This is a genomic window from Pseudomonas sp. Hp2 (genome assembly GCF_006386585.1).
Taxonomy (GTDB): domain Bacteria; phylum Pseudomonadota; class Gammaproteobacteria; order Xanthomonadales; family Xanthomonadaceae; genus Pseudomonas_S; species Pseudomonas_S boreopolis.
On record NZ_VAHJ01000002.1, the window covers coordinates 236,594 to 260,901 of the forward strand.

Sequence of the window (24,308 nt, forward strand, 5' to 3'; positions counted from 1 at the left end):
CAGCATGGCCAGTTACGGCATGAACGACGTCAAGAACGGGATGAAGATCCTGATCAACGGCGAACCCGCGATCATCACCGACACCGAGTACGTCAAGCCGGGCAAGGGCCAGGCGTTCACCCGCGTGAAGTACCGCCTGATCAAGAGCGGCCGCGTGCAGGAAATCACCATGAAGTCGACCGACTCGGTCGAGGCGGCGGACGTGGTCGACACCGACATGCAGTACCTGTACAGCGACGGCGAGTACTGGCACTTCATGCAGCAGGAGACCTTCGAGCAGGTCCAGGCCGACAAGGCCGGCATGGGCGGCGCCGAGAAGTGGCTCAAGGGCGAGGAGGAGTGCGTGGTGACGCTGTGGAACGGCACGCCGATCGCCGTGCAGCCGCCGAACTTCGTCGAGCTGAAGATCACCGAGACCGACCCCGGCGTCCGCGGCGACACCTCGGGCGGCGGCGGCAAGCCGGCCACGCTGGAGACCGGCGCGGTCGTGCGCGTGCCGCTGTTCGTCGGCCAGGACGAAGTGATCCGCGTGGACACCCGCTCCGGCGAGTACGTCTCGCGCGTGAAGTGACGATCCGGCCCGCGGCCGCGGTTTTGCCGGATCGCGGTCCCCGCGCAGGCGGGGCCCCGGGGACTTGCGTCGCTGCCGCCGAGCAGCCGTTCCGCAAGCCCTGAAGCAGGAGTCCCTGGGCCCCCGCCTGCGCGGGGACGCCGGTGGACGCATCGCCTCGCCGGTTTCCGGCGGCGGCCTCTCCCACAACCGATGGCCCCAGCATGACCGAACCGCACAGCATTCCCGAGCCCTGCGACCTGCTGATCGAGGCCGGCTACGTCGTCCCGGTCGAGCCGCATGCGGTGGTGCTGGAAGACCATGCGGTGGCCGTGCGCGGCGGCGAGATCGTCGCGCTGTTGCCGCGCGAACAGGCGCGCGCGCGCTTCGCGCCGGCCGAGACGGTGTCGCGTCCCGAGGCGGCGCTGATCCCGGGCCTGGTCAACGCGCATACCCACAACCCGATGACGCTGCTGCGCGGCGTCGCCGACGACCTGCCGCTGATGACCTGGCTGCGCGAGCACATCTGGCCGGTCGAGACCGCGGTGATCGGGCCGGAATTCGTCGCCGACGGCACCACCCTGGCGATCGCCGAGATGTTGCGCGGCGGCACCACCTGCGCCAACGAGAACTACTTCTTCGCCGACGTGCAGGCGGCCGTCTACAAGAAGCACGGTTTCCGCGCGCTGGTCGGCGCGGTGATCATCGATTTCCCCACGGCGTGGGCCAAGTCCGACGACGAGTACTTCGACCGTGCCGCCGAACTGCACGACCAGTGGCGCGGCGACCCGCTGATCGGCACCTCGTTCGCGCCGCATGCGCCGTACACCGTCAGCGATGCCAATTTCGAGCGGGTGCGGATGCTGTCGGACCAGCTCGACGTACCGGTGCACCTGCACACCCACGAGACCGCCCAGGAGATCGCCGATTCGCTCGGCCAGCACGGCCAGCGCCCGCTGGCGCGCCTGGACCGGCTCGGCCTGGTCAACGACCGCCTGATCGCGGTGCACATGACCCAGCTGACCGAGGGCGAGATCCACCTGTGCGCCGAGCGCGGCGTGCACGTCGTGCACTGCCCGGAATCCAACCTGAAGCTGGCTTCGGGCTTCTGCCCGGCCTGTGCGCTGGTGCGCGCCGGCGTGAACCTGGCGATCGGCACCGACGGCTGCGCCAGCAACAACGACCTGGACATGTTCAGCGAGAACCGCACCGCGGCGATCCTGGCCAAGGCCGTGGCCAACGACGCCACCGCGCTGGATGCGGCCACCACGCTGCGCGCGGCCACGCTGGGCGGCGCGCGCGCGCTCGGCTTCGACGGCAGGATCGGTTCGATCGAGGTCGGCAAGCAGGCCGACCTGGTCTGCGTCGACCTGTCCGCGCTGGAGACCCAGCCGTTGCACCACGTGCTCTCGCAGCTGGTCTACGCGACCGGCCGCCAGCAGGTCAGCGACGTCTGGATCGCCGGCAAGCGCAAGCTGGACCGGCGCGAGCTGGTCGGCATGGACGTGGCGGCGCTGGTCGCCAATGCACGCCAGTGGCGGGCGCGGATTGCTACGATCCGGGCGAGTTGAACCAATTCTCGTCATTCCCGCGAAAGCGGGAAGCCATGGACGTTCGTGCAGATCGCCGGAAGTCGTCGCGGAAGTCCATGGATTCCCGCTTTCGCGGGAATGACGAACCAAGAGAACAATGACGAAATGAACAGCCCTCATTCCCATAGCGCCAACTTCGACCAGGCCGAGCTCGACAAATTCGCCGCGCTGGCCAACCGCTGGTGGGACGAGGACGGCCCGCAGAAGCCGCTGCACGCGCTGAACCCGGTGCGATTGCAGTACGTGGCCGGGCGCGTGGCGCTGCCCGGCGCGCGCGTGCTCGACGTCGGCTGCGGCGGCGGCCTGCTCAGCGAGGCGCTGGCCCGGCAGGGCGCGCAGGTGACCGCGATCGACCTGGCGCCCGAGCTGGTCAAGGTCGCGCGCCTGCACGGGCTGGAATCGGGCGTGCAGGTCGACTACCGCGTGCAGGCGGTGGAAGAACTGGCCGCCGCCGAGCCGGCCTCGTTCGATGCGATCACCTGCATGGAGATGCTCGAGCACGTGCCGGACCCGACTTCGATCGTCGATGCCTGCGCGCACTTGCTGAAGCCCGGCGGACGCCTGTTCCTGTCGACGATCAACCGCACGCCGGCCGCGTTCGCGCTGGCGGTGGTCGGCGCGGAGTACGTGGCGCGGCTGCTGCCGAAGGGCACGCACCGCTACCAGGACTTCATCAAGCCGGCCGAGCTGGCCTCCTGGCTGCGCCAGGCCGGGTTGCAGCTGGAGGACGTCAGCGGCATGGCCTACGAGCCGTGGCGCAACCGCGCGCGGCTGTCGTCGCGCACCGAGGTGAATTATCTGGCCTGCGCGGTGAAGGCATGAAGCCAAGTCCCGGGAAGCCGGGCGAAGGCGGGTGCGGCGACCTCCCGGCCCAGGCGTTGGCCGGTCCGGGCCCCGGTTTTCCCCGCGCGGTGCTGTTCGACCTCGACGGCACCCTGCTCGACAGCGCGCCGGATATGCTGGCGACCGCCAACCTGATGCTCGCCGAGCGCGGCCGCGGGCCCTTGGCGCTGGAACGGCTGCGGCCGGTGGTGTCCAAGGGGTCGCGGGCGATGCTCGGCGTGGCGTTCCCCGAGTTGCCGCAGGACGAGCGCGACGCGCTGGTGCCGGAGTTCCTCGACCGCTACGAGGCGCTGCTCGGCCGCCACGCGGTGCTGTTCGACGGCGTGGCGGCGATGCTCGATGCGCTGGAAGCGCACGGGACGACCTGGGGCATCGTCACCAACAAGCCCGAGTACCTGGCCCGGCTGATCCTGCCGCAACTGGGCTGGGAGACACGCTGCGCGGTGCTGATCGGCGGCGACACGCTGGCCGAGCGCAAGCCGCATCCGTTGCCGCTGCTGGTCGCCGCCGAGCGCATCGGCGTGGCGGCCGGGGAGTGCGTCTACGTCGGCGACGACGAGCGCGACGTCCTGGCCGCGCAGGCGGCCGGCATGCCGTCGGTGGCGGCGCTGTGGGGCTACCGGCTGGACGGGGACGACCCGTTGGCGTGGCGCGCCGACGTGCTCGCCGAACGACCGTCGCAGTTGCTGCGGCCGGAAGCCTGGCCGGCCGTGGCCGATCGCGCCTGATCGACGCCTACGGACCCGCCATGAGCCAATCCGCACTCGACAGTTTCCTCGACAAATGGCGCAGCCGCTGGCCCGAGTGGGAAGTGGCCGAGCCGTTCGTGCCCGAGCCCCGGCGCAAGCTGGCGCTGGCCTGGTTCGCGCTGCTGCAGGAATTCGAGGACATCATGAACATCGCCGGCGATCCGCTGCCGGCCGACGCCAAGCTGGCCTGGTGGCAGCAGGAACTGCGCGACTGGAGCAACCAGCGCTCGCGCCATCCGCTGGGCCGGGTGCTCGAGCCGGTGCGGGCGCCGTGGGCGGAACTGGCCGAAGCCCTGCCGGCGGTGCAGGAGGCGCGCACGCCACCGGTCTCGCTGGAGCAGGCCGTGCAGCTCCTGCTGCCGTTCGCCGGGGCCGCGGCCGCGGTGGAGCGGGCGTTGTTCGAGCGCCGCTCGCCGCGCGACGACGCGCGCGCGATCGCGGTGCAGTGGCTGCAGGCGCGCCATGCGGCGGCCGGCCCGGCGGCACGTCCGGCCGGCGTCGGCGAGGCCGAATGGCGCGGCCAGTTGCTGAAGGCATGGCCGGCCAAGCCCGCCATCGCCCAGCCGCATCGCATCTGGTCGCGGCTGGCGCGGCTGCGGCTGCAGCGCGAGCGTGATGGCAAGCCGCCGTTCGCGCCGCCGTTGTCGCAGCTGTGGCATAGCTGGCGTGCAGGCAGTGGTGGGGCGTAGCAGCGGTTTCCGCCGTCGTCTCCACGATCCGGATATCCATCCACGTCATCCCCGCGCAGGCGGGGATCCAGCGACTCCCGCGACGGCATGGCGGTCGGGTTGAAAGTCCCTGGATCCCCGCCTACGCGGGGATGACGATCTGGAAGGTGACCGCGATCTTCGGGAATCAGAAATCCGGCAGCAAGAAATTGCCCGCGCGCGCGCCATCGCCTTCCAGCGCCGCCATCGGCGCGCTCGCCTCGTCCTTCAGTTGCACGCCGGACAGCTTGCGCCGGAATGCCTCGCACAGCAGGTAGTCGAGCTTGTGCGCGGCCTCCGCATGGCCCAGGCCTTCGCCGCGGATGTTGGAGATGCAGTTGCGCAGCGCATCGTTGCAACCCACGCGCGGTGCCCAGGTGAGATAGAGCCCGAGGCTGTCGGGCGAACTCAGGCCGGGGCGCTCGCCGATCAGCACGACCGTCGCGCGCACCGCCAGCAGCTCGCCGATCTCGTCGCCGACCGCGACGCGGCCCTGGGCGACCAGCGCCACCGGCGCCAGCGACCAGCCGCGGCGCGCGGCCAGCGCCTCGATCCGTTCCAACATCGCCGGCGCATGCCGGTGCACGGCCAGCGCGGACAGCCCGTCGGCCACCACCACCGCCAGGTCGGCGCCGCCGCCGCGCAGGGCCACGTGGGCGCGCAGTTCCTCGACCGACGCCGCGTCCAGCCGCCGGCCCAGGTCGGGACGCTGCAGGTACGCGTGGCGGTCCGCCGCCGCGCTGTGCAGGCGCAGGTACGGCCGCCCGCGGGCCTGCAGCGCCTCGCACAGCGGTTGCGGGTCGAACGGCAGGTGCACCGCATCGCGCGCCTGCGCATGCGCGAGCTGGAAGTCCAGGTGCGCGGCGGTCGGCAGGCTCGTGCCGGCACGGCCGAGCGCGATCCGGGCGGGAGTGAGCCGGCGCAGGCGCGTCCAGGGATCGGGGCGCGGGTTCATGCGGCCTCGTCCTCGCCGCGCTGCAACGCCTGGCGGAACGCCGGCGGCAGGCTGCCGCCCAGCTCGAAGCGGCCATCCTGCAGGCGCAGTATGCCGTGGTTCTCCAGCCACGCCTCGAATTCCGGCGCGGGCCGCAGTCCCAGCACCTGGCGCGCATACAGCGCATCGTGGAACGAGGTGGTCTGGTAGTTGAGCATCACGTCGTCGGAGCCGGGGATGCCCATGATGAAGTTGATCCCGGCCGTGCCGAGCAGGGTCAACAGCACATCCATGTCGTCCTGGTCGGCCTCGGCATGGTTGGTGTAGCAGATGTCGCAGCCCATCGGCACGCCGAGCAGCTTGCCGCAGAAATGGTCCTCCAGCCCGGCGCGGACGATCTGCTTGCCGTCGTACAGGTATTCCGGGCCGATGAAGCCGACCACGGTGTTGACCAGCAGCGGCTCGAACCGGCGCGCCACCGCGTAGGCGCGCGCCTCGCAGGTCTGCTGGTCCACGCCGAAATGCGCGCCGGCCGACAGCGCGCTGCCCTGGCCGGTCTCGAAGTACATGACGTTCTGGCCGACGCTGCCGCGCCGCTGCGACAGTCCGGCCTCGTGGCCTTCCCGCAGCAGCGCCAGGTCGATGCCGAAGCTGGCGTTGGCGGCCTGGGTGCCGGCGATCGACTGGAACACCAGATCGACCGGCGCGCCGCGCGCGATCGCCTCGATGGTGGTGGTCACGTGCGCCAGCACGCAGGCCTGGGTGGGAATGCCGTAGCCCTGGATCACGCCGTCGAGCAGGCGCAGCAGTTCGCAGGTGGCCGGCAGCGAATCGCTGGCCGGATTGATGCCGATCACCGCGTCGCCGTTGCCGTAGAGCAGGCCGTCCAGCACGCTGGCGGCGATGCCCGCCGGATCGTCGGTGGGGTGGTTGGGCTGCAGGCGCGTGCTCAGCCGTCCGCGCAGGCCGAGCGTGTTGCGGAACGCGGTGCGCACGCGGATCTTCCGCGCGACCAGCACCAGGTCCTGGACCCGCATCAGCTTGGACACGGCCGCGGCCATTTCCGGGGTCAGGCCGGGCGCGAGCGCGGCCAAGGCCGCTTCGTCCGCCTCTTCGCCCAGCAACCAGTCGCGCAAGCCGCCCACGGTGAGGTGGGCGACCGGGGCGAATGCCGCCGCGTCGTGCCCGTCGACGATCAGGCGGGTGACCTCGTCGTCCTCGTAGGGGATCACCGCCTCGTCGAGGAAGTGCCGCAGCGGCAGGTCGGCCAGCGCCATCTGCGCCGCGACGCGCTGCCGGGCGCTGTCGGCGGCGACCCCGGCCAGGGCGTCGCCGGAGCGCGCCGGCGAGGCCTTGGCCAGCAGGTCCTTCAGGTCGGCGAACGCGAAACGCTCGCCGCCGACGGCATGGACGAAACTCATGCCGGCTCGGTGGCCTCGGCGACGACCGGCGCGTCCTGGCGCAGGCTGATCGCGCAGCAGCCGATGCCCAGCAGCATCAGCCCGGCGAAGATCGCCGCCACCAGCGGGTTGAACCAGACCATCGCCGCCAGGCAGACCAGCGCCAGCGCCAGCGCGATCCCCGGCACCACGGGGTAGCCGGGCGCGCGGAAGCTGCGTTCCAGGCCGGGCTCGCTGCGGCGCAGCTTGAACAGGCTCAGCATGCTCATCACGTACATCACGATCGCCCCGAACACCGACATGGTGATCATCGCCGCGGTCAGCGACATGCCCTGGATCTGTACCACGCCATCGCTGAGGATCGCCGCGATGCCGATCACGCCTCCGGCCAGGACCGCCCGGTGCGGCGTGCGGAACCGCGACAGCCTGGCCAGCCCGTGCGGCAGGAATCCGGCCCGCGCCAGGGCGAAGAACTGCCGCGAGTAGCCGAGGATGATGCCGTGGAAGCTGGCGACCAGGCCGAACAGGCCTATCCACACCAGCATGTGCAGCCAGGCCGAGCCGTGGCCGACCACGGCCTTCATCGCCTGCGGCAGCGGATCGTTGATGTTGGACAACTGGCGCCAGTCGCCGACGCCGCCGGCGAACACCATCACGCCGATCGCCAGCGCGACCAGGGTCAGGATGCCGGCGATGTAGGCGCGCGGGATGGTGCGCTTGGGGTCCTTGGCCTCCTCGGCGGCCATCGCCGCGCCTTCGATGGCCAGGAAGAACCAGATCGCGAACGGGATCGCGGCGAAGATGCCGCCGATCGCCGCCGGTCCGAACGCGTCGCTGCCGGCCCAGCCGTTGGCGGCGAAGTTGGCGAAGCTGAAACCGGGCGCGACCACGCCCATGAACACCAGCAGCTCGATCACCGCCAGCAGGGTGACGACCAGCTCGAACGTCGCGGCGATCGCCACGCCGAGGATGTTGAGGGTCATGAACACGGCGTAGGCGCCGATCGCGGCCACGCGCGGGTCGAGCCCCGGGAACTGCACGTTGAGGTAGGCGCCGATCGCCATCGCGATCGCCGGCGGGGCGAACACGAACTCGATCAGCGTGGCGATGCCGGCGACCATGCCCCCGGTCCTGCCGAACGCGCGCAGGCTGTAGGCGAACGGCCCGCCGGCGTGCGGGATCGCGGTAGTCAGCTCGGTGAAGCTGAAGATGAAGCAGGTGTACATCACCGCCACCATCAGTGCGGTGACCAGGAAGCCCAGCGTGCCGGCGGTGCCCCAGCCGTAGCTCCAGCCGAAGTATTCGCCGGAGATCACCAGGCCGACGGCGATGCCCCACAACTGCCAGGTGCCGAGGGTGGGCTTGAGCTTTTCGAGGGTCATCGTGCGGATCTCCGGCGGACGGTGGGGACGCATTCCGATGCGGGGCGCGGGTTCGCCACCGAGATACGGACTTGGTCATTGCCGCGTGAAGGCAACCCCTCGCTTATAAGCCCGCTATGGGCGCAGGATGCCGGCGCCGGCGGGTAGGTCCGGAAGAGGCGGGTAGGGGGCGGAAGTCTGTGGGAGCGGCTTCCCTCTGCAACAGCCTGCACATCCCTGTGCTGGGGTTCAATGAGAAAGCCTCATCGCGGCTGAAGCCGCTCCCACAAATGCGCGCCGCGATGGTGAACGGTTACTTGGTGCGTTCCAGCACCAGCAAAGGGTCGATTCGGACATCGAACCGCGCCAGGCAGAGGTATGGCGATGGGGATGATGAACGCGCCGCCGCGCGCCGCGATGGTGAACGGTTACTTGGTGCGTTCCAGCACCAGCGAAGGGTCGATTCGGACATCGAACCGCGCCAGGCAGAGGTATGGCGATGGGGATGATGAACGCGCCGCCGCGCGCCGCGATGGTGAACGGTTACTTGGTGCGTTCCAGCACCAGCAAAGGGTCGATTCGGACATCGAACCAATTCATCCCCCAATGCAGATGCGGCCCGGTCGCGCGCCCGGTCGCGCCGACCGCGCCGATCACCTGGCCTTGTTCGACACGGTCGCCGGCCTTCACGTCGATGCGCGACAGGTGCAGGAAGTTGGAGCTGACGCCGAAGCCGTGGTCGAGCAGCAGCGTGCCGCCGGTCAGGTAGAGGTCGGGCGCGGCGAAGGTGACCACGCCGGCGGCCGGGGCCTTCACCGGCGTGCCGGCCGGCGCCGCGATGTCCATGCCCGAGTGTCCCGAACCGGCGGCCTGGCCGTTGTAGACGCGCGCATTGCCGAAGCGGCCGCTGATCCGGCCCCGTACCGGCCAGATGAACGGCTGGGCGAAGTCGGTGCGCGCGTCGTCGCGCTCGCGCGCCGCGGTGACCTGGGCCTGCTCGCGGCGGATCCGCTCGGCGATCTCCGGCGGCGGATTGACCGTCTTGGGCGGCACGCCGTTGACGTACTCGACCGGCCAGTCGCGCGGCGCGACCGCGATGCTGGCGGTCTCGCTGCCGCCGTCGGGACGGACGATGCGCACCTGCACCGGTCCCTGCTCGTTGCGGCCGATGCCGAACACGACGCTGCCATAGCCGCTCACGCGCAGGCTGCGGCCGGCGTATTCGACCCGGCTGCCGGGCGGTACCTTGCCGATCACCAGCGCACCCTGCGACGCGCTGGCCGGGAACACCACGCGCGCGTCGGCCGGCGCCACCTGCGCATGGGCGGCGGGTGCGAGCGGAGCGGCCAGCGTCGCGGCCGCCAGCGCGGCCAGCACGAACCGGCGGCGCATCAACGCGCGAACGTCAGGCGCTGCCCGGCCGGCGCGCCGACCAGTTCGCGGCCGTTCCAGACCTGCTGGCCGTTGACCCAGGTGGAGGCCACGCGCGAACGGAACGTGGTGCCCTCGAACGGCGACCAGCCGCACTTGGACAGCACGTCCTCGCGCTTCACCGTGAACGGGATGTCCTCCACCAGCACCAGGTCGGCCCAGTAGCCCTCGCGCAGGAAGCCGCGCTCGGCCACGTCGAACAGTTGCGCCGGCGCGTGCGCGAACTTGCGCACTACCGTGGCGATGTCGAGCTTGCCCTCGTGCACCAGCTCCAGCGCGGCGACCAGCGCGTACTGCACCAGCGGCAGGCCGGACGGCGCCTGCACGTAGGGCTTCTGCTTCTCTTCCCAGGTGTGCGGGGCGTGGTCGGTGGCGAGCACGTCGATCACGTCCTCGGCCAGCGCGGCGGTCAGCGCTTGGCGGTCGGCGGCGTCCTTGATCGCCGGGTTGCACTTGATCAGGTTGCCCAGGCGCGCGTAGTCGGCGCGGTCGAAGCGCAGGAAATGGATGCAGGTCTCGGCGGTGATGCGCTTGCGCAGCTTGCCGTTGCCGTCCACCAGCGGGCCGCGTTCGAACAGGGCCAGTTCGTCGGCGGTGGAGATGTGCAGCACGTGCAGGCGGGTGCCATGCTTCTTCGCCAGCGAAGTGGCCAGCTGCGAGGATTTCAGGCAGGCCTCGCGCGAGCGGATGTCCGGGTGCATGTCTGGGGTCAGCGCGTCGCCGTGCTTCTGCTTGAACGCGGCCAGCGTGGCGTCGATGGTCGGCGTGTCCTCGCAGTGGGTGATGATCGGCGTCGGCGCGTCGCGGAAGATCGCGTCGAGCGTCTCGGGATTGTCCACCAGCATGTTGCCGGTCGAGGCGCCCATGAACACCTTGATGCCGGGCGCGGTCTTCGGGTCCAGCGCCTGGATCGCCGCCAGGTTGTCGTTGCTGGCGCCCAGGTAGAAGCCGTAGTTGCCCCAGGCGCGGCCGGCCGCGGCGTCGTACTTGGCCTGCAGCGCGGCGGCGTCGAGCGTGGGCGGGTTGGTGTTGGGCATGTCCATGAAGCTGGTCAGGCCGCCGGCGACCGCCGCGGCCGACTCGGTCGCGATGTCGCCCTTGTGGGTGAGGCCGGGCTCGCGGAAGTGCACCTGGTCGTCGATCATGCCGGGCAGCAGCCAGCGCCCGCCGGCGTCGACCACGACGTCGTCCTGGCCGGGCGTGATCTGCGAATCGATGCGCTCGATCCGGCCGTCCCGGCCGATGCGCAGGTCGGCTTCGAACTGCCGGCCTTCGTTGACCAGCCGGGCATTGAGGATGAGAGTGCGGGTCATGGGTGTTTTCCTGTGCAGCGGCAAGGGGGAAGATGCTCGGGTACCGGATCGAAGCCGCCCGGGTGGAACGGGTGGCAGCGCGCCAGGCGGCGTGCGGCGAGCCAGCTGCCGCGCAGCGGCCCGTGCAGGCCGATGGCGGTCATCGCGTACTGGGAGCAGCTCGGCTCGAAACGGCAGCGCGGCCCCAGCAGGGGGCTGATGAAGCGTTTATAGAAACGCAGCAGGGCGATGAGCAGGCGAGCGATCACCGCGCCATGATATGCCACTCCCGCAGCGCGTCATGGACTCCGGGGCCCGCGCGAGCGGGCCGGGGCGCGTCGGGACCAGGCGTGCGCGGCCGCCGCCGCGGCGCCGGTGGCCGGCGCGGGATTCCGCAACACGCTCTAAATGCGAGGTTGCCGTCACTGCTCGCGGTGGGCTATAAAGTCCCGCTTTCCCGGGCCCCGGGGGAAACAAGGAAGAGCGTTTCGTGGCTGCTAAAACACCTGCAAAGAAGGCCGCCAAGGCCGCCAAGAAGCCCGCCAAGCCTGTTGTGAAGAAGGTCGCGGCGGTGAAGTCCGCTTCCAAGCCGGTCGCCAAGGCGGCCAAGAAGCCGGCTGCCGCCAAGCAACCGGCCGCCAAGAAGGCGCCTGCGAAGAAGGCCGCTCCCGCCAAGAAGGCGGCGGCCGCACCGGCCAAGCCCGTAAAGAAGACCGCGACCAAGGTCGCCCCCGCCGCCAAGAAGCCGGCGGTCAAGAAGGCGACACCGGCCCCGGCTACCATCGCCAAGCCGGTGGCTGCCAAACCCGCACCGAAGCCGGCCAGCAAGCCTGCGCCGGTCCAGTCCGTTCCGGCCAAGGCTCCCGCCCCGGCTCCCAAGGCGGTCGAAGCCGCCAAGCCGTCCGCCAAGCCTGCAACCCCCTCAAGCAAGAATCCCGTGCCTGTTTCGAAATCCTCAGCGAAAACCCCCAGCAAGACCGAATCGTCCGCCAAGCCCGCCGCGACCCGTCCGGTCGGCAAGGTCGCCGTCGCGGTGACCTCCAAGCCCAATACCCCGGCCCGGCCCAGCAAGTTCAGGGTGGTCGAGTACAAGATCGACGAGGCCACCGGCCGTCCGATCCTCCCCGCCGGCTACAAGCCCGCGCCGGACGAGGAATACATGAGCCCGCTGCAGCAGGAGTACTTCCGCCAGCGGCTGCTGCAGTGGCGCGCCGACCTGGTCGAGGAGTCCAAGCAGACCATCGAGAACCTGCGCGAGGAAGTGCGCGACATCGGCGACGAGGCCGAGCGCGCGACCCGCGAGACCGAGAACTCGCTGGAACTGCGTACCCGCGACCGCTACCGCAAGCTGATCGGCAAGATCGACAGCACGCTCAAGCGCCTGGACGCCGGCGACTACGGCTACTGCGTCGACACCGGCGAGGAAATCGGCCTGGAGCGCCTGGAAGCGCGCCTGACCGCCGAGCGCACCATCGATGCGCAGGAACGCTGGGAGCACATGCAGAAGCAGCAGGGCGACTGATCGCGCCGTCGCTGCGGTACAACCGAGCCCCGCGCCTTGCGCGGGGCTTTTTCGTTGCAGGATGATCCAGGCTCGATCCAGCCCATCGTTCGCCGTGCCCGACGCCCCCGATCGCCTGCCTTACCGCCTCGGCTGCCCGTCGTGGAACGAGCCGGCCTGGCGCGGCAGCCTCTACCCGGCCGGCCTGCGGATGGCCGACAGCCTCGGCCACTACGTGCGCACCTTCAACGCGGTGGAAGGCAACACCACCTTCCATGCCAGGCCGGCAGCGGCCACCGTGCAGCGCTGGGCGGCGACCATGCCGGGGGATTTCCGCTTCTGCGCCAAGCTGCCGCGGGACGTCAGCCACGAGGGCGACCTGCGCGAGCGGTTCGAGGCGACGGAGCGGTTCCTGGCATTGCTGGCGCCGCTGGGAGCGCGGGTGGCGCCGTTGTGGTTGCAGCTGCCGGCCGGGTTCGGCCCGGCGCGGCTGGACGAGCTGGCGGCCTGGCTCGACCGTTTCGCCGCGCATGCGCTCGCGGTGGAAGTGCGCCATCCCGCGTTCTATGCCCGCGGCGACGAGGAGCGGGCGCTCAACCGCATGCTGCATGCGCGTGGCGTGGAACGCATCTGCTTCGATTCGCGCGCGCTGTTCGCGTGCAGCCCGGAAGACCCGGCCGTGGCGCATGCGCAGGCCCGCAAGCCGAGGCTGCCGGTACGCGCGGCGGCTTTCGGTACGTCGCCGCAGGTGCGCTTCATCGGCGGCCCCGACCTGGACGCGAACCAGCCCTGGCTGGAACCGTGGCTGGACAAGGTGGCCGGCTGGATCGAGGAGGGGCGTTGCCCGTACGTGTTCCTGCATACGCCCGACAACCATCGCGCCGCCGAACAGGCGCTGCGTTTCCACGCGGGCCTGCGCGAGCGCCTGCCGGGGTTGGCGGAACTGACGGCGCCTTCGTCGGCGGTGCAGCCGAGCCTGCTCTGAACGCGCCGGCCTTCGCAAGGGACCGAAGGCCGGGCGCCGTCTCAATCGATCGTGGCCGGTCCGGCCGCGCCGGGCACGAGTTCGCAGGCGATGCCGCGCTCTTGCAGGGCGAGCAGCAAGCCACGGCCGGCTTCGTCGACGAAGCCGGCGCCCGCGCGCAGGCAGACCACCTTGCGGCCGGCCTCGACCGAGGCCAGCACCTGCGGCAGCAGCGTCGCCGCGTCAGGGGCGACGCGATGCGCCTCGGCATCGCGCCGCGCCAGGTCCAGGATCGCGGGCGCGACGTCGGGAGCGGCCAGGATCAGGTCGGCCAGGTTCAACTGGCGCAGCGCCTTCAAGGTCAGCAGGCCGGGATCGCCGTCGCCGCACCCCACGAGTGCCGCGCTGCCGCGCACGGGCAGGTCGCCGGCCGCGTCCAGGGCGGCCTCGAAGGCTTGCCGCGCCCGCTCGGCGTCGCCATTGCGCAACAGCACGGGCACCTCGCCGTCGAGCACCCGCTCGAACCAGCGCCGGCGCAGCGCCATGTCCGGCAGGCGCTCGCGGATGCGCGCGCGATGGCGGGAGAACAGTTCGGCCAGCGCGCCCAGCGAATGGTCGAGCTCGGTCTCCAGCCGCTCGCGCAGGCGCCGCGCCAGCATCGGCGCGGCGCCCGCGGAGGAGATGGCGACCAGGATCGGGTCGCGGTCGACGATCGCCGGGACCTGGTAGCTGGACAGCTCGGCGTCGTCGACCACGTTGACCCAGCGCCTGCGCGCGCCCGCGGCCTCGGCCACCCGGCGGTTGAGCGCGGCGTCGTCGGTCGCGGCCACCACCAGCCAGGCCGCGTCGATCCAGGCCGGATCGAACTCGCCGTCCAGGCGCTGCAACTGCCGCCGGTCGAGCAGGTCCTGCAGTTCGGGGATCCACTCGCGGGCATGCACCACGACGTGCGCGCCTGCGTGCAGCAGCGCCTTGATCTTGCGGCTGGCGACCTCGCCGCCGCCGATCACCAGCACGGTGCGGCCGCGCAGGTCGGCAAAGAGGGGAAAGAGGGGCATGCGGACTCCGGGGTGCTCGCGCGGACGCTATGTTGCATGGCACCATCGAGCGACGTCCACGCCTCCGCCCTTCGCCAATGCGTGTCCTGCTGGTCAACGATACCGAAAAGCCGATCGGGCAGTTGCGCGAGGCGCTCGAGCGGGCCGGCTACGAGGTGTTGGAGGACGTCGCGACCACGGCCGCGCTGCTGCACGCGGTGCAGCAGCGCCAGCCGGACGTGGTGGTGATCGACGTGGAATCCCCTTCGCGCGACACCCTGGAGCAACTGGCGATGCTGCACAGCCATGCGCCGCGTCCGGTAGTGATGTTCTCCGGCGACGGCAACGACCAGCTGATCCGCGCCGCCGTCGGCGCCGGCGTGACGGCCTACGTGGTCGACGGCCTGTCGCCGGCGCGGCTGGCGCCGGTGGTGCAGGTGGCCCTGGCGCGCTTCGAGCAGGAAAGCGGCATGCGCCGCCGCCTGGACGAGGTGCAGCAGGCGCTGGAGGACCGCAAGCTGATCGAGCGCGCCAAGGGCTTGCTGATGCACAAGCGCGGCCTGTCCGAGGCCGACGCCTACGCGGCGCTGCGCCAGCAGGCGATGAAGCAAGGACTCAAGTTGGCCGAGGTGGCGCGCCGCATCGTGGCCATGGCCGACCTGTTGGGATGAGGACATGAGCGAAACCGATCTGCCCCTGCTGCGCGTGGCCTACATGCCGTTGATCGATTGCGCGCCCCTGGTGGCGGCCAGCCGGCTCGGCCTGGATCGCGCCCAGGGCCTGCGCCTGCAACTGCACCGCCAGGCCTCCTGGGCCGCGGTGCGCGACCGCCTGCTGTCCGGCGAGGTCGAGGCGGCGCATGCGCTGGCGGGCCTGGTCTACGGCATCGAACTGGGCGTGGCCGGGCCGCGTGCGCCGATGGCGCTGCTGATGACGCTCAACCACAACGGCCAGGCGATCACGCTGTCCTCGGGACTGGCGGATGCGCTGGCGGCCGGGCGTAGCTTGCCGCAGGCGCTGCGGGACCTGGGCCGGCCGGCGGTGTTCGCGCAGACCTTTCCCACCGGCACGCACGCGCTGTGGCTGTACTACTGGATGGCAGCCTCGGGCGTGGCGCCGATGCGGGACGTCGAGGTGGTGACGATCCCGCCGCCGCAGATGCCTGGAGCGCTGGCGGCGGGTGCGATCGACGGCTATTGCTCGGGCGAGCCGTGGGCTGCGGTCGCGGAGATGCAGGGCGTGGGCCGGCGGGTGATCCGCAGCGGCGAACTCTGGCCGGGGCATCCAGAAAAAGTACTGGCTTGCCGGCGCGATTTCGCCGCGCTGCAGCCGGAGCTGGTCGAACGTCTGACGGCCTGTGTACTGGCGGCCTGCCGCTGGCTGGATGCCGATCCGGCCAATCGCGTGCGTTGCGCACAGTGGCTTTCCGAGGCGGAGGTCATCGGCCGGCCGGTGGAGCATCTGGCCGCCTGCCTGGTGGGCGGTGACGACCCGGCGGCATTGGCGTTCCATCGTGGCGGCAGGGTGAACATGCCGTGGCTTTCGGACGGCGAATGGTTCCTGGCTCAGTTCCGGCGCTGGGGCTGGTGTGGTCCGTTGCTGGACGAAGATGGATTGCTGCGCGATATCCATCGATTGGAAAACTATCGACATGCTGCCGAGCGCGTGGGGGTGGCCGTGCCGAATGAGGAAAGGCGGGTGGTGCGGTTGTTCGATTGGGCTAGTTGATCGTGTCTGGCTTGAGGCGATTCACAGAAAACTTTGATTCGTCATTCCCGCTTTCGCGGGAATGACGAGTTCGAGCGTGCCGGGGGCGGAAGCACACGGGGCTGCCATTCTGCGGCGCACAAATATGGTGCGTTACGCCCGAATACGGGGCGTGGAATGCAGGCGAAACATGCTGGCCGATTCAGGGAGGCATCTTGAAAGCCTTGTGAATCAACGAATTGAGCCGCTGCCGCCAAGGCGCGAAAACTTGGCACGCTGATTGCTTGATACGTCCTGCGCAGGCAACGGCGTCTGCGCATACAAACCATTCGACGCACCAGGCCAACGGCGGTCCGGGGTGTCCAGGACAACGGCGTCCTTCCGGTGCGAACCGGAGGGGCGCCGTTTTTTTTCGCCAACGCTGATCCGGAGATGCATGCATGAATCGCTCTTTCTGGCGATCGGGGCATACGCCCACGCTGTTCGCGTCGTTCCTGTACTTCGACTTGAGCTTCATGGTCTGGTACCTGCTCGGTCCGCTGCAGGTGCCGATCGCGGAGGCGCTGGGGCTGGATACGCAGCAGCGCGCCTTCATGGTCGCCGTGCCGATCCTGTGCGGCGCGGTGCTGCGGCTGTTCCTGGGCATGCTGGCCGACCGCATCGGCGCCAAGCGCGCCGGCGTGCTGGCGCAAGTGGCGGTGATCGCCAGCCTGCTGGGCGCATGGCAGCTCGGCGTGCACAGCCTGGGCCAGGTGGTGGCGCTGGGCATGCTGCTGGGCATCGCCGGCGCGTCGTTCGCGGTGGCGTTGCCGCTGGCCTCGCGCTGGTATCCGCCGGAGCACCAGGGCACGGCGATGGGCATCGCCGGCGCGGGCAACTCCGGCACGGTGCTGGCCGCGTTGTTCGCACCGGTGCTGGCGGCGATGTTCGGCTACCGCGACGTGTTCGGACTGGCCTGCATCCCATTGGCGCTGACGTTGCTGGTGTTCGTGCTGGCGGCGAAGGACGCGCCGGTGCCGGTGGCGCGCAAGCACTGGGCCGACTACGGCAGGGTGCTGGTCGGCAACCGCGATTCGTGGCGCTTCATGTTCTTCTATGCGATCACCTTCGGCGGCTTCGCCGGATTCGCCAGTGCGCTGCCGGGCTACTTCCACGACCAGTTCGGCTTCGATGCCAAGCATGCCGGCTGGGCCACCGCCGCCTGCGTGCTGGCCGGTTCGGTGATGCGGCCGCTGGGCGGGGTGATCGCCGACCGCGTGGGCGGCACGCGGTCGCTGCTGGGCGTCTATCTGCTGGTGGCCGTGCTGGTGGCGTTGGCCGGGTTCGGCGTCGGCGGCGCATGGATCACCCTCGCGCTGTTCGTGCTCACGCTGCTGTGCCTGGGGGCCGGCAACGGCGCGGTGTTCCAGTTGGTGCCGCAGCGCTTCGGGCAGGAGATCGGGGTGATGACCGGGCTGATCGGCATGGCCGGCGGCATCGGCGGCTTCGCGCTCGCCGCCGGGCTCGGCGTGCTCAAGCAGCACACCGGCAGCTATGCGCCCGGCATGTGGTTGTTCGCGCTGTTCGCGCTCGGCGGCTGGGCGTTGCTGGCCGGGGTGAAGCGCGAATGGCGCAGCCAGTGGGCCGCCGCCGGCGCGGCGCGGGTCTGAGGTGAGGACGCCATGAAACAACCCAGACTGGTCGTCATCGGCAACGGCATGGCCGGCATCCGCACGCTGGAGGAGCTGCTCAAGCTCGCGCCGGGCATGTACGACATCACCGTGTTCGGCGCCGAGCCGCACCCGAACTACAACCGCATCCTGCTCTCGCCGGTGCTGGCCGGCGAGCAGGACTTCGACGACATCGTGCTCAACCCCCTGTCGTGGTACGCCGAGAACGGCATCCGCCTGCACCTGGGCAAGGAGGTCGTGCGGATCGACCGGGTGCGCCGGCGGGTGATCGCCGCCGACGGCACCGAGGCCGAGTACGACCGCCTGCTGATCGCCACCGGCTCGCTGCCGTTCGTGCTGCCGGTGCCGGGCAAGGACCTGAAGGGCGTGATCGGCTACCGCGACATGCACGACACCCGCACCATGATCGAGACCGCGCGCAGCAAGCGCCACGCGGTGGTGATCGGCGGCGGCCTGCTCGGGCTGGAGGCCGCCAACGGCCTGAAGCTGCGCGGGATGGACGTGACCGTCGTGCACCTGGCCGGCTGGCTGCTGGAGCGCCAGCTCGATCCGGTCGCAGGCGGCCTGCTGCAGAAATCCTTGAGCGAGCGCGGCCTGCGTTTCCGCCTGGAGACGTCCACCAGCGCGATCCTCGGCAACGAGGCCGGCGAAGTGGTCGGCGTGCGTTTCGCCGACGGCAGCGAGATCCCGGCCGACCTGGTGGTGATGGCCGCCGGCATCCGTCCGAACACCCGGCTGGCCGAGGAGGCCGGCATCCATTGCTCGCGCGGCATCGTGGTCAACGACAGCCTGCAGAGCTTCGACCCGCGCGTGTACGCGGTCGGCGAGTGCGCCAACCACCGCGGCATCGCCTACGGGCTGGTCGCGCCGCTGTTCGAGCAGGCCAAGGTCTGCGCCAACCACCTGGCGCAGTTCGGCATCGGCATCTACAGGGGCTCGGTGGCCTCGACCAAGCTCAAGGTCACCGGCATCGACCTGTTCTCGGCCGGCGATTTCATGGGCGGCGACGGCGCCGAGGAGATCGTGCTGTCCGACCCGGCCGGCGGCGTCTACAAGAAGCTGGTGATCCGCGACGACAAGCTGGTCGGCGCATGCCTGTACGGCGACACCGGCGACGGCGGCTGGTACTTCAAGCTGCTCAAGGACGGCACGCCGGTGCAGGACCAGCGCGACCAGCTGATCTTCGGCGAGACCGCGCTCGGCGATGCCGGCACCGCCGGCCAGGACCGCGCCAGCGCGATGGCCGACGGCGACGAGGTCTGCGGCTGCAACGGCGTGTGCAAGGGCACGATCGTCAAGGCGGTGCGCGAGCAGGGCCTGTTCACGGTGGACGAGGTCAAGAAGCACACCAAGGCCGCCAGCTCGTGCGGCTCGTGCACCGGCCTGGTCGAGCAGATCCTGATGAACTGCCTGGGCTCGAACTTCCAGGAGACGCCCAAGACCAAGGCGGTGTGCGGTTGCACCGACCTGAGCCACGGCGAACTGCGCAAGGCCGTGCGCGAGCACCGGCTGCTCAGCCACGTCCAGGCCTATGCGTTCCTGGAATGGCGCACGCCCAACGGCTGCGCGACCTGCCGCCCGGCCCTGAACTACTACATGCTCTCGACGTGGCCGCACGAGGCGGTGGACGACCCGCAGTCGCGCTTCATCAACGAGCGCGCGCACGCCAACATCCAGAAGGACGGCACGTTCTCGGTGGTGCCGCAGATGAAGGGCGGGGTGACCAACCCCTCCGAGCTGCGCCGCATCGCCGACGTCGCCGACAAGTACGCGATCCCGATGGTCAAGGTCACCGGCGGCCAGCGCATCGACCTGCTCGGGGTCAAGAAGGAGGACCTGGTCGATGTCTGGCGCGACCTCGGCATGAAGTCCGGGCACGCCTACGGCAAGTCGATCCGCACGGTGAAGACCTGCGTGGGCAGCGAGTTCTGCCGCTTCGGCACCCAGAACAGCACGCAGATGGGCATCGACCTGGAGACGATGCTGGCCAACATGTGGAGCCCGCACAAGGTCAAGCTGGCGGTGTCCGGCTGCCCGCGCAACTGCGCCGAATCCGGCATCAAGGACGTGGGCATCATCGCGGTGGACTCGGGCTGGGAGATCCACGTCGGCGGCAACGGCGGCATCAAGACCGAGGTCGCGCGCTTCCTGGTCAAGGTCAGGACCGCCGAGGAAGTGAAGGAGTACACCGGGGCGTTCCTGCAGCTGTACCGCGAGGAGGCGTACTACCTCGACCGTACCGTGCACTACATCGCGCGGGTGGGACTGGATTACGTCAAGCAGAAGGTGGTCGACGACGCCGGGAGCCGGCGCGCGCTCTACGAGCGCCTGCTGTATTCGCTGGACGGATTGGCCGATCCGTGGAGCGCGCGCGTCGCCGGCGAGCGCAACCGGGAATACCAGCCGCTGCGGATCGCCGCACCGGCCGCGACGGTGGAGGAATGAGCATGGGCACGGGCCGCTGGATACGCGTGTGCGCGCTGGACGAATTGCCGCCGCTGGGCGCGCGCGTGCTGGAGATCGAGGGAATGGCGCCGATCGCGTTGTTCCGCACCGCGGGCGACAAGGTGTTCGCGCTGCGCGACCGCTGCCCGCACAAGGGCGGGCCGCTGTCGCAGGGCATCGTCAGCGGCGAGAGCGTGACCTGCCCGCTGCACGGCTGGAACATCGGGCTGGACAGCGGCCAGGCCTGCGCGCCGGACGTGGGCTGCACGCCGCGCTACCCGGTGAAGGTCGAGGACGGCGCGGTGTGGATCGTGCCGCGCGAAGCGCTGCAGCCGCAGGCGCTGGAACCGGCATGAGCGAAGGCGCCACGCCGGCAGCGCCGGAGGCGGCCGTAGGGGAGGCGGTCGCGGTCCGTCGCACCACGCGCTCGACCTGCTGCTACTGCGGCGTGGGTTGCGGCGTGCTGATCCACAGCGAGGCCGATGCGCAGGGGGAGCGCATCGTCGGGATCGACGGCGACCCGCAGCACCCGGCCAACCATGGCCGGCTTTGCAGCAAGGGCCGCAGCCTGCCGCAGACCGTCGCCGGCCACGCCGGGCGGGTGCTGGTGCCGGAGCTGCGTTCGCAGCGCCAGGCGCCGCGGCGGCCGGTCGACTGGGACGAAGCGCTGGACACGGTGGCGGCGCGGCTGGTCGGCATCGTGCGCCGGCACGGGCCGGACGCGGTCGCGTTCTATCTCTCCGGCCAGCTGCTGACCGAGGACTACTACGTCTTCAACAAGCTGGCCAAGGGCCTGGTCGGCACCAACAACATCGACACCAACTCGCGGCTGTGCATGTCCAGCGCGGTGACCGGCTACAAGCTCGCGCTCGGCGCAGACGGCCCGCCGACCTGCTACGAGGACCTGGAGCGGGCCCGGACCGTGCTGTTCGCCGGCAGCAACATGGCCTATGCCCACCCGGTATTGTTCCGCCGCCTGGAGCAGGCGCGCGCCGAGGATCCGCAGGTGCGCTGGATCGTGGTCGATCCGCGCCGCACCGACACCGCCGCGATGGCCGACCTGCACCTGGCGATCCAGCCGGGCACCGATGTCGCGCTGTTCAACGGCATGTTGCACCACCTCGTCTGGGAGGGCCTGGTGGACGCGGAATTCGTCGCCGCGCATACGGAAGGGTTCGCCGACCTCAAGCGCCTGCTGCGGGACTACACCCCGCGCATGAGCGCGGAGATCTGCGGCATCCCGCCGGAAGACCTGGTCCAGGCGGCGGAATGGTTCGGGCGCAGCCCCGCGGCGCTGTCGCTGTACTGCATGGGCCTGAACCAATCGGCCCACGGCACTGACAAGAACCTGGCGCTGATCAACCTGCACCTGGCCACCGGCCAGATCGGCAAGCCGGGCGCCGGGCCGTTCTCGCTGACCGGCCAGCCCAACGCGATGGGCGGGCGCGAGGTCGGCGGGATGGCGACGATGCTGGCCGCGCACCGCGAGATCGGCAGCGACGCGGACCGCGCCGAGCTGGAACGCTTGTGGGGCCTGCCCGAAGGACGGATCTCGCCGCGGCCGGGCGCGGCCGCGGTGAAGCTGTTCGAAGGCTTGCGCGAGGGGCGCATCAAGGCGGTCTGGATCGCCTGCACCAACCCCGTGCACTCGATGCCGGACATCGCCGGCGTGCGCGAGGCGCTGCAACGGGCCGAATACGTGGTGGTGCAGGAGGCCTTCGCCGGCACCGACACCGTGCCCTACGCCGATGCATTGCTGCCGGCCTCGAGCTGGGGCGAGAAGGAGGGCACGGTGACCAACTCCGAGCGCCGCATCACCCGCGTGCGCGCCGCGGTCGCGCCGCCGGGGCAGGCGCGCGCGGACTGGTGGATCGCGCGCGAAGTGGCGCGGCGGATGGAGGCGAAGCTGGAGAACTCCAATGCTTCTTCTTCGTCATTCCCGCGAAAGCGGGAATCCATGGACGTTGGCGCCTTGCAAGTGAAGCCCATGGATGCCCGCTTTCGCGGGAATGACGAGACCAGAAATTGGTGGGACGGCACCTCAGCCGCGCCGACATTGTTCGGCTTCGACACGCCCGCCGCGATCTTCGAAGAACACCGCAGCCTCACCCTCGGCCGCGACCTCGACATCGGCGGGCTCGACTACGCCAGGCTGGAGAGCGACGGCCCGCAGCAGTGGCCGTTCCCCGCCGGCGCCCGCCAGGGCCTGGCACGCCGCTATACCGACGGGATCTTCGCCACCGCCGACGGCCGCGCGCGCTTCCACGCCACCGCCTACCGTCCGGTCGCCGAGGCGACCTCCGCACGCTATCCGCTGCGCCTGCTGACCGGCCGCCTGCGCGACCAGTGGCACGGCATGTCGCGCAGCGGGCGCGTGCCGGCGCTGTTCGCGCACAGCCCCGAGCCGGGCCTGCGCATGCACCCGGAGGACGCGGCGCGACGCGGGTTGCAGGCCGGCGAACTGGTGCGCGTGAGCAGCAAGCGCGGCGAACTGGTGCTGCCATTGGAGCTGTCCGACGAGGTGCGCTCGGGGTGCGTGTTCGCCGCGATGCATTGGAGCGGCCAGTTCCTGTCCAGCGGCGGCATCAACGAGGTCAGCATCCCGGCGGTGGACGCGCGCTCGCAACAGCCCGAGCTCAAGCATGCGGCGGTGCGCGTGGAAAAGGCCGAGTTCGGCTGGCACCTGCTGGCGGCGCGGCGCGGCGACGCGCTGGCGCTGCAACGCGCGCTGCAACCGCTGCTGCGCGAGTGCGGCTACGCCGGCCTGGGCCTGCATGCCGAGCCGGGCGCGCCCGAGCTCGGCCATTGGACGGTGCTGCGCGCGGCCTGCGCCACGGCGCCGGATGCGGCCTGGATGCAGCGGCTGGTGGATGCGCTGGACCTGCCGGCCGGCCCCGACACGCTGGAATACCGCGACGCGCGCCGCGGCCTGATCCGCCGCGTCGGCTGGCGCGTGCACGACGGCCACAGCCATATCGACGGCCTGCTGCTGGCCGAGCCCCAGCGCAGCGCCGCCAGCCAGGGCCTGCTCGACGCCGCGCTGTCCGGGCAGCCATGGCAAGGCACGCGGCTGTCGGTGTTCTCGCAGGGCGCCGGCGCGCGCCGCGACCCGGTCGTGTGCAGCTGCCGCCAGGTCACCGAATCGGCGATCCAGGCCGAACTGCAGCGCGGCGCGGATGTCGCCGCGCTCAAGCAACGCCTGGGCTGCGGCAGCGTCTGCGGCTCCTGCGTCCCGCAACTCGCACGGATGTACCAGCAACAGGCCCAGCCGGCCTGATCCCCAAGTCCAAGCCCCTACGCCAGGAATAACGCCATGCCGATCACCGAATCCCGTCCGCGCGAGGTCGTGCTGCTGTCCGCCGGCCCCGGCGACCTGGAGCTGCTCACGCTCAAGGCGGCCAAGGCGCTGGCCGCGGCGCAGGTGCTGCTGCTGGACGAACTGGTCGATCCGGAGATCGTCGAACTGGCGCCCCGGGCGCGGGTGATCCGCGTCGGCAAGCGCGGCGGCTGCCGTTCCACGCCGCAGGACTTCATCTGCCGGCTGATGCGCCGCTATGCCCTGCAGGGACTGCGCGTGGTGCGGGTCAAGGGCGGCGATGCGCTGATGTTCGGCCGGGCCGGCGAGGAGATCGAGTTCCTGCGCCGCGCCGGCATCGGGGTGCGCATCGTCAACGGCGTCAGCGCGGCGTTCGCCGCCGCCGCCGGGCTCGGCATCTCCCTGACCCATCGCGAGCATTGCCACGGCGTCACCTTCGTCACGGCGCATACCCAGGACCATGGCGAGCCGGACTGGGGCGTGCTGGCCGCCACCGGCACCACCCTGGCGATCTACATGGGCATGCGCCGCGCCGGCGCCGTGGCCGACGGCTTGCGCCGGCATCTCCCGGGCAGCACTCTGGCGGCGGTGGTGCAGAATGCCAGCCGGCCCGACCAGCAGGCGCACCTGACCACGCTGGACGGATTGGCGGCGCTGGCCGAAGGGCTGGACACCGGCTCGCCCGGCGTGATCCTGGTAGGGGGCGCGTTGGCGCAGGCGTGGCCGCTGGCGATGCGATCGGAGGAGAACGATGGAGTTGCAGGCGAGGAACGAGCGGTCCGGACAGGCCTTGCACGGGCGCGATGACG

Annotated in this window: 21 protein-coding genes; 14 read left to right on the forward strand and 7 right to left on the reverse strand. The window is 70.6% G+C overall.

Annotated features, from left to right (window positions below; genetic code table 11):
* The first annotated feature begins 4 nt into the window (after positions 1–4).
* The 5 genes from efp to FD678_RS06045 all read left to right on the forward strand — a co-directional run bounded on the left by efp (position 5) and on the right by FD678_RS06045 (position 4,423).
* Positions 5–571, forward strand: a complete 567-nt coding sequence (gene efp, locus FD678_RS06025; RefSeq protein WP_140720403.1) for an elongation factor P — start codon at positions 5–7, stop codon at positions 569–571.
* A gap of 203 nt (positions 572–774) precedes the next feature.
* The gene (locus FD678_RS06030) at positions 775–2,121 is read left to right on the forward strand and encodes a TRZ/ATZ family hydrolase (RefSeq protein WP_140720404.1); all 1,347 of its coding nucleotides are present in this window, start codon (positions 775–777) and stop codon (positions 2,119–2,121) included.
* A 126-nt stretch (positions 2,122–2,247) separates the two neighbouring features.
* On the forward strand, positions 2,248–2,964 hold the full coding sequence (gene ubiG, locus FD678_RS06035; RefSeq protein ID WP_140720406.1) for a bifunctional 2-polyprenyl-6-hydroxyphenol methylase/3-demethylubiquinol 3-O-methyltransferase UbiG: 717 nt from the start codon (positions 2,248–2,250) through the stop codon (positions 2,962–2,964).
* Positions 2,961–3,713, forward strand: a complete 753-nt coding sequence (locus FD678_RS06040) for a phosphoglycolate phosphatase (protein ID WP_140720408.1) — start codon at positions 2,961–2,963, stop codon at positions 3,711–3,713. Before ubiG ends, FD678_RS06040 begins: the two co-directional genes overlap by 4 nt.
* A gap of 20 nt (positions 3,714–3,733) precedes the next feature.
* A complete protein-coding gene (locus FD678_RS06045; RefSeq protein WP_140720410.1) occupies positions 3,734–4,423 on the forward strand; it encodes a phytoene/squalene synthase family protein in 690 nt (229 codons plus the stop codon).
* A gap of 166 nt (positions 4,424–4,589) precedes the next feature.
* Here FD678_RS06045 and eutC read toward each other — a convergent pair whose 3' ends face one another.
* The 6 genes from eutC to yidD all read right to left on the reverse strand — a co-directional run bounded on the left by eutC (position 4,590) and on the right by yidD (position 11,125).
* A complete protein-coding gene (gene eutC / locus FD678_RS06050) occupies positions 4,590–5,396 on the reverse strand; it encodes an ethanolamine ammonia-lyase subunit EutC (protein ID WP_140720413.1) in 807 nt (268 codons plus the stop codon).
* Complete coding sequence (locus FD678_RS06055; RefSeq protein WP_140720415.1) at positions 5,393–6,796, reverse strand: ethanolamine ammonia-lyase subunit EutB; 1,404 nt, start codon at positions 6,794–6,796, stop codon at positions 5,393–5,395. The genes eutC and FD678_RS06055 overlap by 4 nt, the downstream gene beginning before the upstream one ends.
* Positions 6,793–8,157, reverse strand: a complete 1,365-nt coding sequence (eat, locus tag FD678_RS06060) for an ethanolamine permease (protein WP_140720417.1) — start codon at positions 8,155–8,157, stop codon at positions 6,793–6,795. The genes FD678_RS06055 and eat overlap by 4 nt, the downstream gene beginning before the upstream one ends.
* A gap of 522 nt (positions 8,158–8,679) precedes the next feature.
* Positions 8,680–9,528 (reverse strand): M23 family metallopeptidase, encoded by an 849-nt coding sequence (locus FD678_RS06065; protein ID WP_140720419.1) that lies wholly within the window; start codon positions 9,526–9,528, stop codon positions 8,680–8,682.
* Positions 9,528–10,880, reverse strand: coding sequence for a dihydroorotase (locus FD678_RS06070; RefSeq protein WP_140720421.1), 1,353 nt, complete (start codon positions 10,878–10,880; stop codon positions 9,528–9,530). Before FD678_RS06070 ends, FD678_RS06065 begins: the two co-directional genes overlap by 1 nt.
* A complete protein-coding gene (gene yidD / locus FD678_RS06075) occupies positions 10,877–11,125 on the reverse strand; it encodes a membrane protein insertion efficiency factor YidD (RefSeq protein ID WP_441346742.1) in 249 nt (82 codons plus the stop codon). Before yidD ends, FD678_RS06070 begins: the two co-directional genes overlap by 4 nt.
* 224 nt (positions 11,126–11,349) lie before the next feature.
* Between yidD and dksA the strand changes: the two genes are divergently transcribed.
* Together dksA and FD678_RS06085 are read left to right on the forward strand one after the other, a co-directional pair.
* Positions 11,350–12,381 (forward strand): RNA polymerase-binding protein DksA, encoded by a 1,032-nt coding sequence (gene dksA, locus FD678_RS06080; RefSeq protein WP_140720425.1) that lies wholly within the window; start codon positions 11,350–11,352, stop codon positions 12,379–12,381.
* A gap of 94 nt (positions 12,382–12,475) precedes the next feature.
* Positions 12,476–13,345: a DUF72 domain-containing protein gene (locus tag FD678_RS06085; protein WP_256661869.1), complete on the forward strand. Its 870-nt coding sequence runs from the start codon at positions 12,476–12,478 to the stop codon at positions 13,343–13,345.
* A 41-nt stretch (positions 13,346–13,386) separates the two neighbouring features.
* Here FD678_RS06085 and FD678_RS06090 read toward each other — a convergent pair whose 3' ends face one another.
* Positions 13,387–14,382, reverse strand: coding sequence for an NAD(P)-dependent oxidoreductase (locus tag FD678_RS06090; protein ID WP_140720429.1), 996 nt, complete (start codon positions 14,380–14,382; stop codon positions 13,387–13,389).
* 77 nt (positions 14,383–14,459) lie between these two features.
* Here FD678_RS06090 and FD678_RS06095 point away from each other — a divergent pair, with 77 nt between their 5' ends.
* The 7 genes from FD678_RS06095 (at position 14,460) to cobA (ending at position 24,306) form a co-directional block, all read left to right on the forward strand.
* Entirely contained in the window at positions 14,460–15,032 is a 573-nt protein-coding gene (locus tag FD678_RS06095) for an ANTAR domain-containing response regulator (protein WP_140720431.1), read from the forward strand.
* A 4-nt stretch (positions 15,033–15,036) separates the two neighbouring features.
* Positions 15,037–16,089, forward strand: a complete 1,053-nt coding sequence (locus FD678_RS06100; RefSeq protein ID WP_140720434.1) for a CmpA/NrtA family ABC transporter substrate-binding protein — start codon at positions 15,037–15,039, stop codon at positions 16,087–16,089.
* A 419-nt stretch (positions 16,090–16,508) separates the two neighbouring features.
* Positions 16,509–17,717 carry a nitrate/nitrite transporter gene (locus FD678_RS06105; protein WP_140720436.1) on the forward strand — a complete coding sequence of 403 codons (1,209 nt, stop codon included), beginning with the start codon at positions 16,509–16,511 and terminating at the stop codon, positions 17,715–17,717.
* Between the two features lie 12 nt (positions 17,718–17,729).
* Positions 17,730–20,183, forward strand: a complete 2,454-nt coding sequence (nirB, locus tag FD678_RS06110; protein ID WP_140720438.1) for a nitrite reductase large subunit NirB — start codon at positions 17,730–17,732, stop codon at positions 20,181–20,183.
* Positions 20,180–20,539 carry a nitrite reductase small subunit NirD gene (gene nirD / locus FD678_RS06115; RefSeq protein WP_256661870.1) on the forward strand — a complete coding sequence of 120 codons (360 nt, stop codon included), beginning with the start codon at positions 20,180–20,182 and terminating at the stop codon, positions 20,537–20,539. Before nirB ends, nirD begins: the two co-directional genes overlap by 4 nt.
* Positions 20,536–23,460, forward strand: coding sequence for a nitrate reductase (locus FD678_RS20375; protein ID WP_218569546.1), 2,925 nt, complete (start codon positions 20,536–20,538; stop codon positions 23,458–23,460). The genes nirD and FD678_RS20375 overlap by 4 nt, the downstream gene beginning before the upstream one ends.
* Positions 23,461–23,496: 36 nt before the next feature.
* Positions 23,497–24,306, forward strand: a complete 810-nt coding sequence (gene cobA / locus FD678_RS06125) for a uroporphyrinogen-III C-methyltransferase (RefSeq protein ID WP_140720440.1) — start codon at positions 23,497–23,499, stop codon at positions 24,304–24,306.
* The last annotated feature ends 2 nt before the right edge of the window (positions 24,307–24,308 follow it).

Coding starts and splice junctions, on each gene's coding strand:
- FD678_RS20375 (WP_218569546.1), top strand. CDS start 20,536: ATGAGCGAAGGCGCCACGCCGGCAGCGCCGGAGGCGGCCGTAGGGGAG.
- efp (WP_140720403.1), top strand. CDS start 5: ATGGCCAGTTACGGCATGAACGACGTCAAGAACGGGATGAAGATCCTG.
- eutC (WP_140720413.1), bottom strand. CDS start 5,396: ATGAACCCGCGCCCCGATCCCTGGACGCGCCTGCGCCGGCTCACTCCC.
- FD678_RS06100 (WP_140720434.1), top strand. CDS start 15,037: ATGAGCGAAACCGATCTGCCCCTGCTGCGCGTGGCCTACATGCCGTTG.
- cobA (WP_140720440.1), top strand. CDS start 23,497: ATGCCGATCACCGAATCCCGTCCGCGCGAGGTCGTGCTGCTGTCCGCC.
- FD678_RS06065 (WP_140720419.1), bottom strand. CDS start 9,528: ATGCGCCGCCGGTTCGTGCTGGCCGCGCTGGCGGCCGCGACGCTGGCC.
- nirD (WP_256661870.1), top strand. CDS start 20,180: ATGAGCATGGGCACGGGCCGCTGGATACGCGTGTGCGCGCTGGACGAA.
- FD678_RS06095 (WP_140720431.1), top strand. CDS start 14,460: ATGCGTGTCCTGCTGGTCAACGATACCGAAAAGCCGATCGGGCAGTTG.
- FD678_RS06045 (WP_140720410.1), top strand. CDS start 3,734: ATGAGCCAATCCGCACTCGACAGTTTCCTCGACAAATGGCGCAGCCGC.
- FD678_RS06090 (WP_140720429.1), bottom strand. CDS start 14,382: ATGCCCCTCTTTCCCCTCTTTGCCGACCTGCGCGGCCGCACCGTGCTG.
- FD678_RS06105 (WP_140720436.1), top strand. CDS start 16,509: ATGAATCGCTCTTTCTGGCGATCGGGGCATACGCCCACGCTGTTCGCG.
- FD678_RS06055 (WP_140720415.1), bottom strand. CDS start 6,796: ATGAGTTTCGTCCATGCCGTCGGCGGCGAGCGTTTCGCGTTCGCCGAC.
- FD678_RS06040 (WP_140720408.1), top strand. CDS start 2,961: ATGAAGCCAAGTCCCGGGAAGCCGGGCGAAGGCGGGTGCGGCGACCTC.
- FD678_RS06030 (WP_140720404.1), top strand. CDS start 775: ATGACCGAACCGCACAGCATTCCCGAGCCCTGCGACCTGCTGATCGAG.
- ubiG (WP_140720406.1), top strand. CDS start 2,248: ATGAACAGCCCTCATTCCCATAGCGCCAACTTCGACCAGGCCGAGCTC.
- nirB (WP_140720438.1), top strand. CDS start 17,730: ATGAAACAACCCAGACTGGTCGTCATCGGCAACGGCATGGCCGGCATC.
- eat (WP_140720417.1), bottom strand. CDS start 8,157: ATGACCCTCGAAAAGCTCAAGCCCACCCTCGGCACCTGGCAGTTGTGG.
- FD678_RS06070 (WP_140720421.1), bottom strand. CDS start 10,880: ATGACCCGCACTCTCATCCTCAATGCCCGGCTGGTCAACGAAGGCCGG.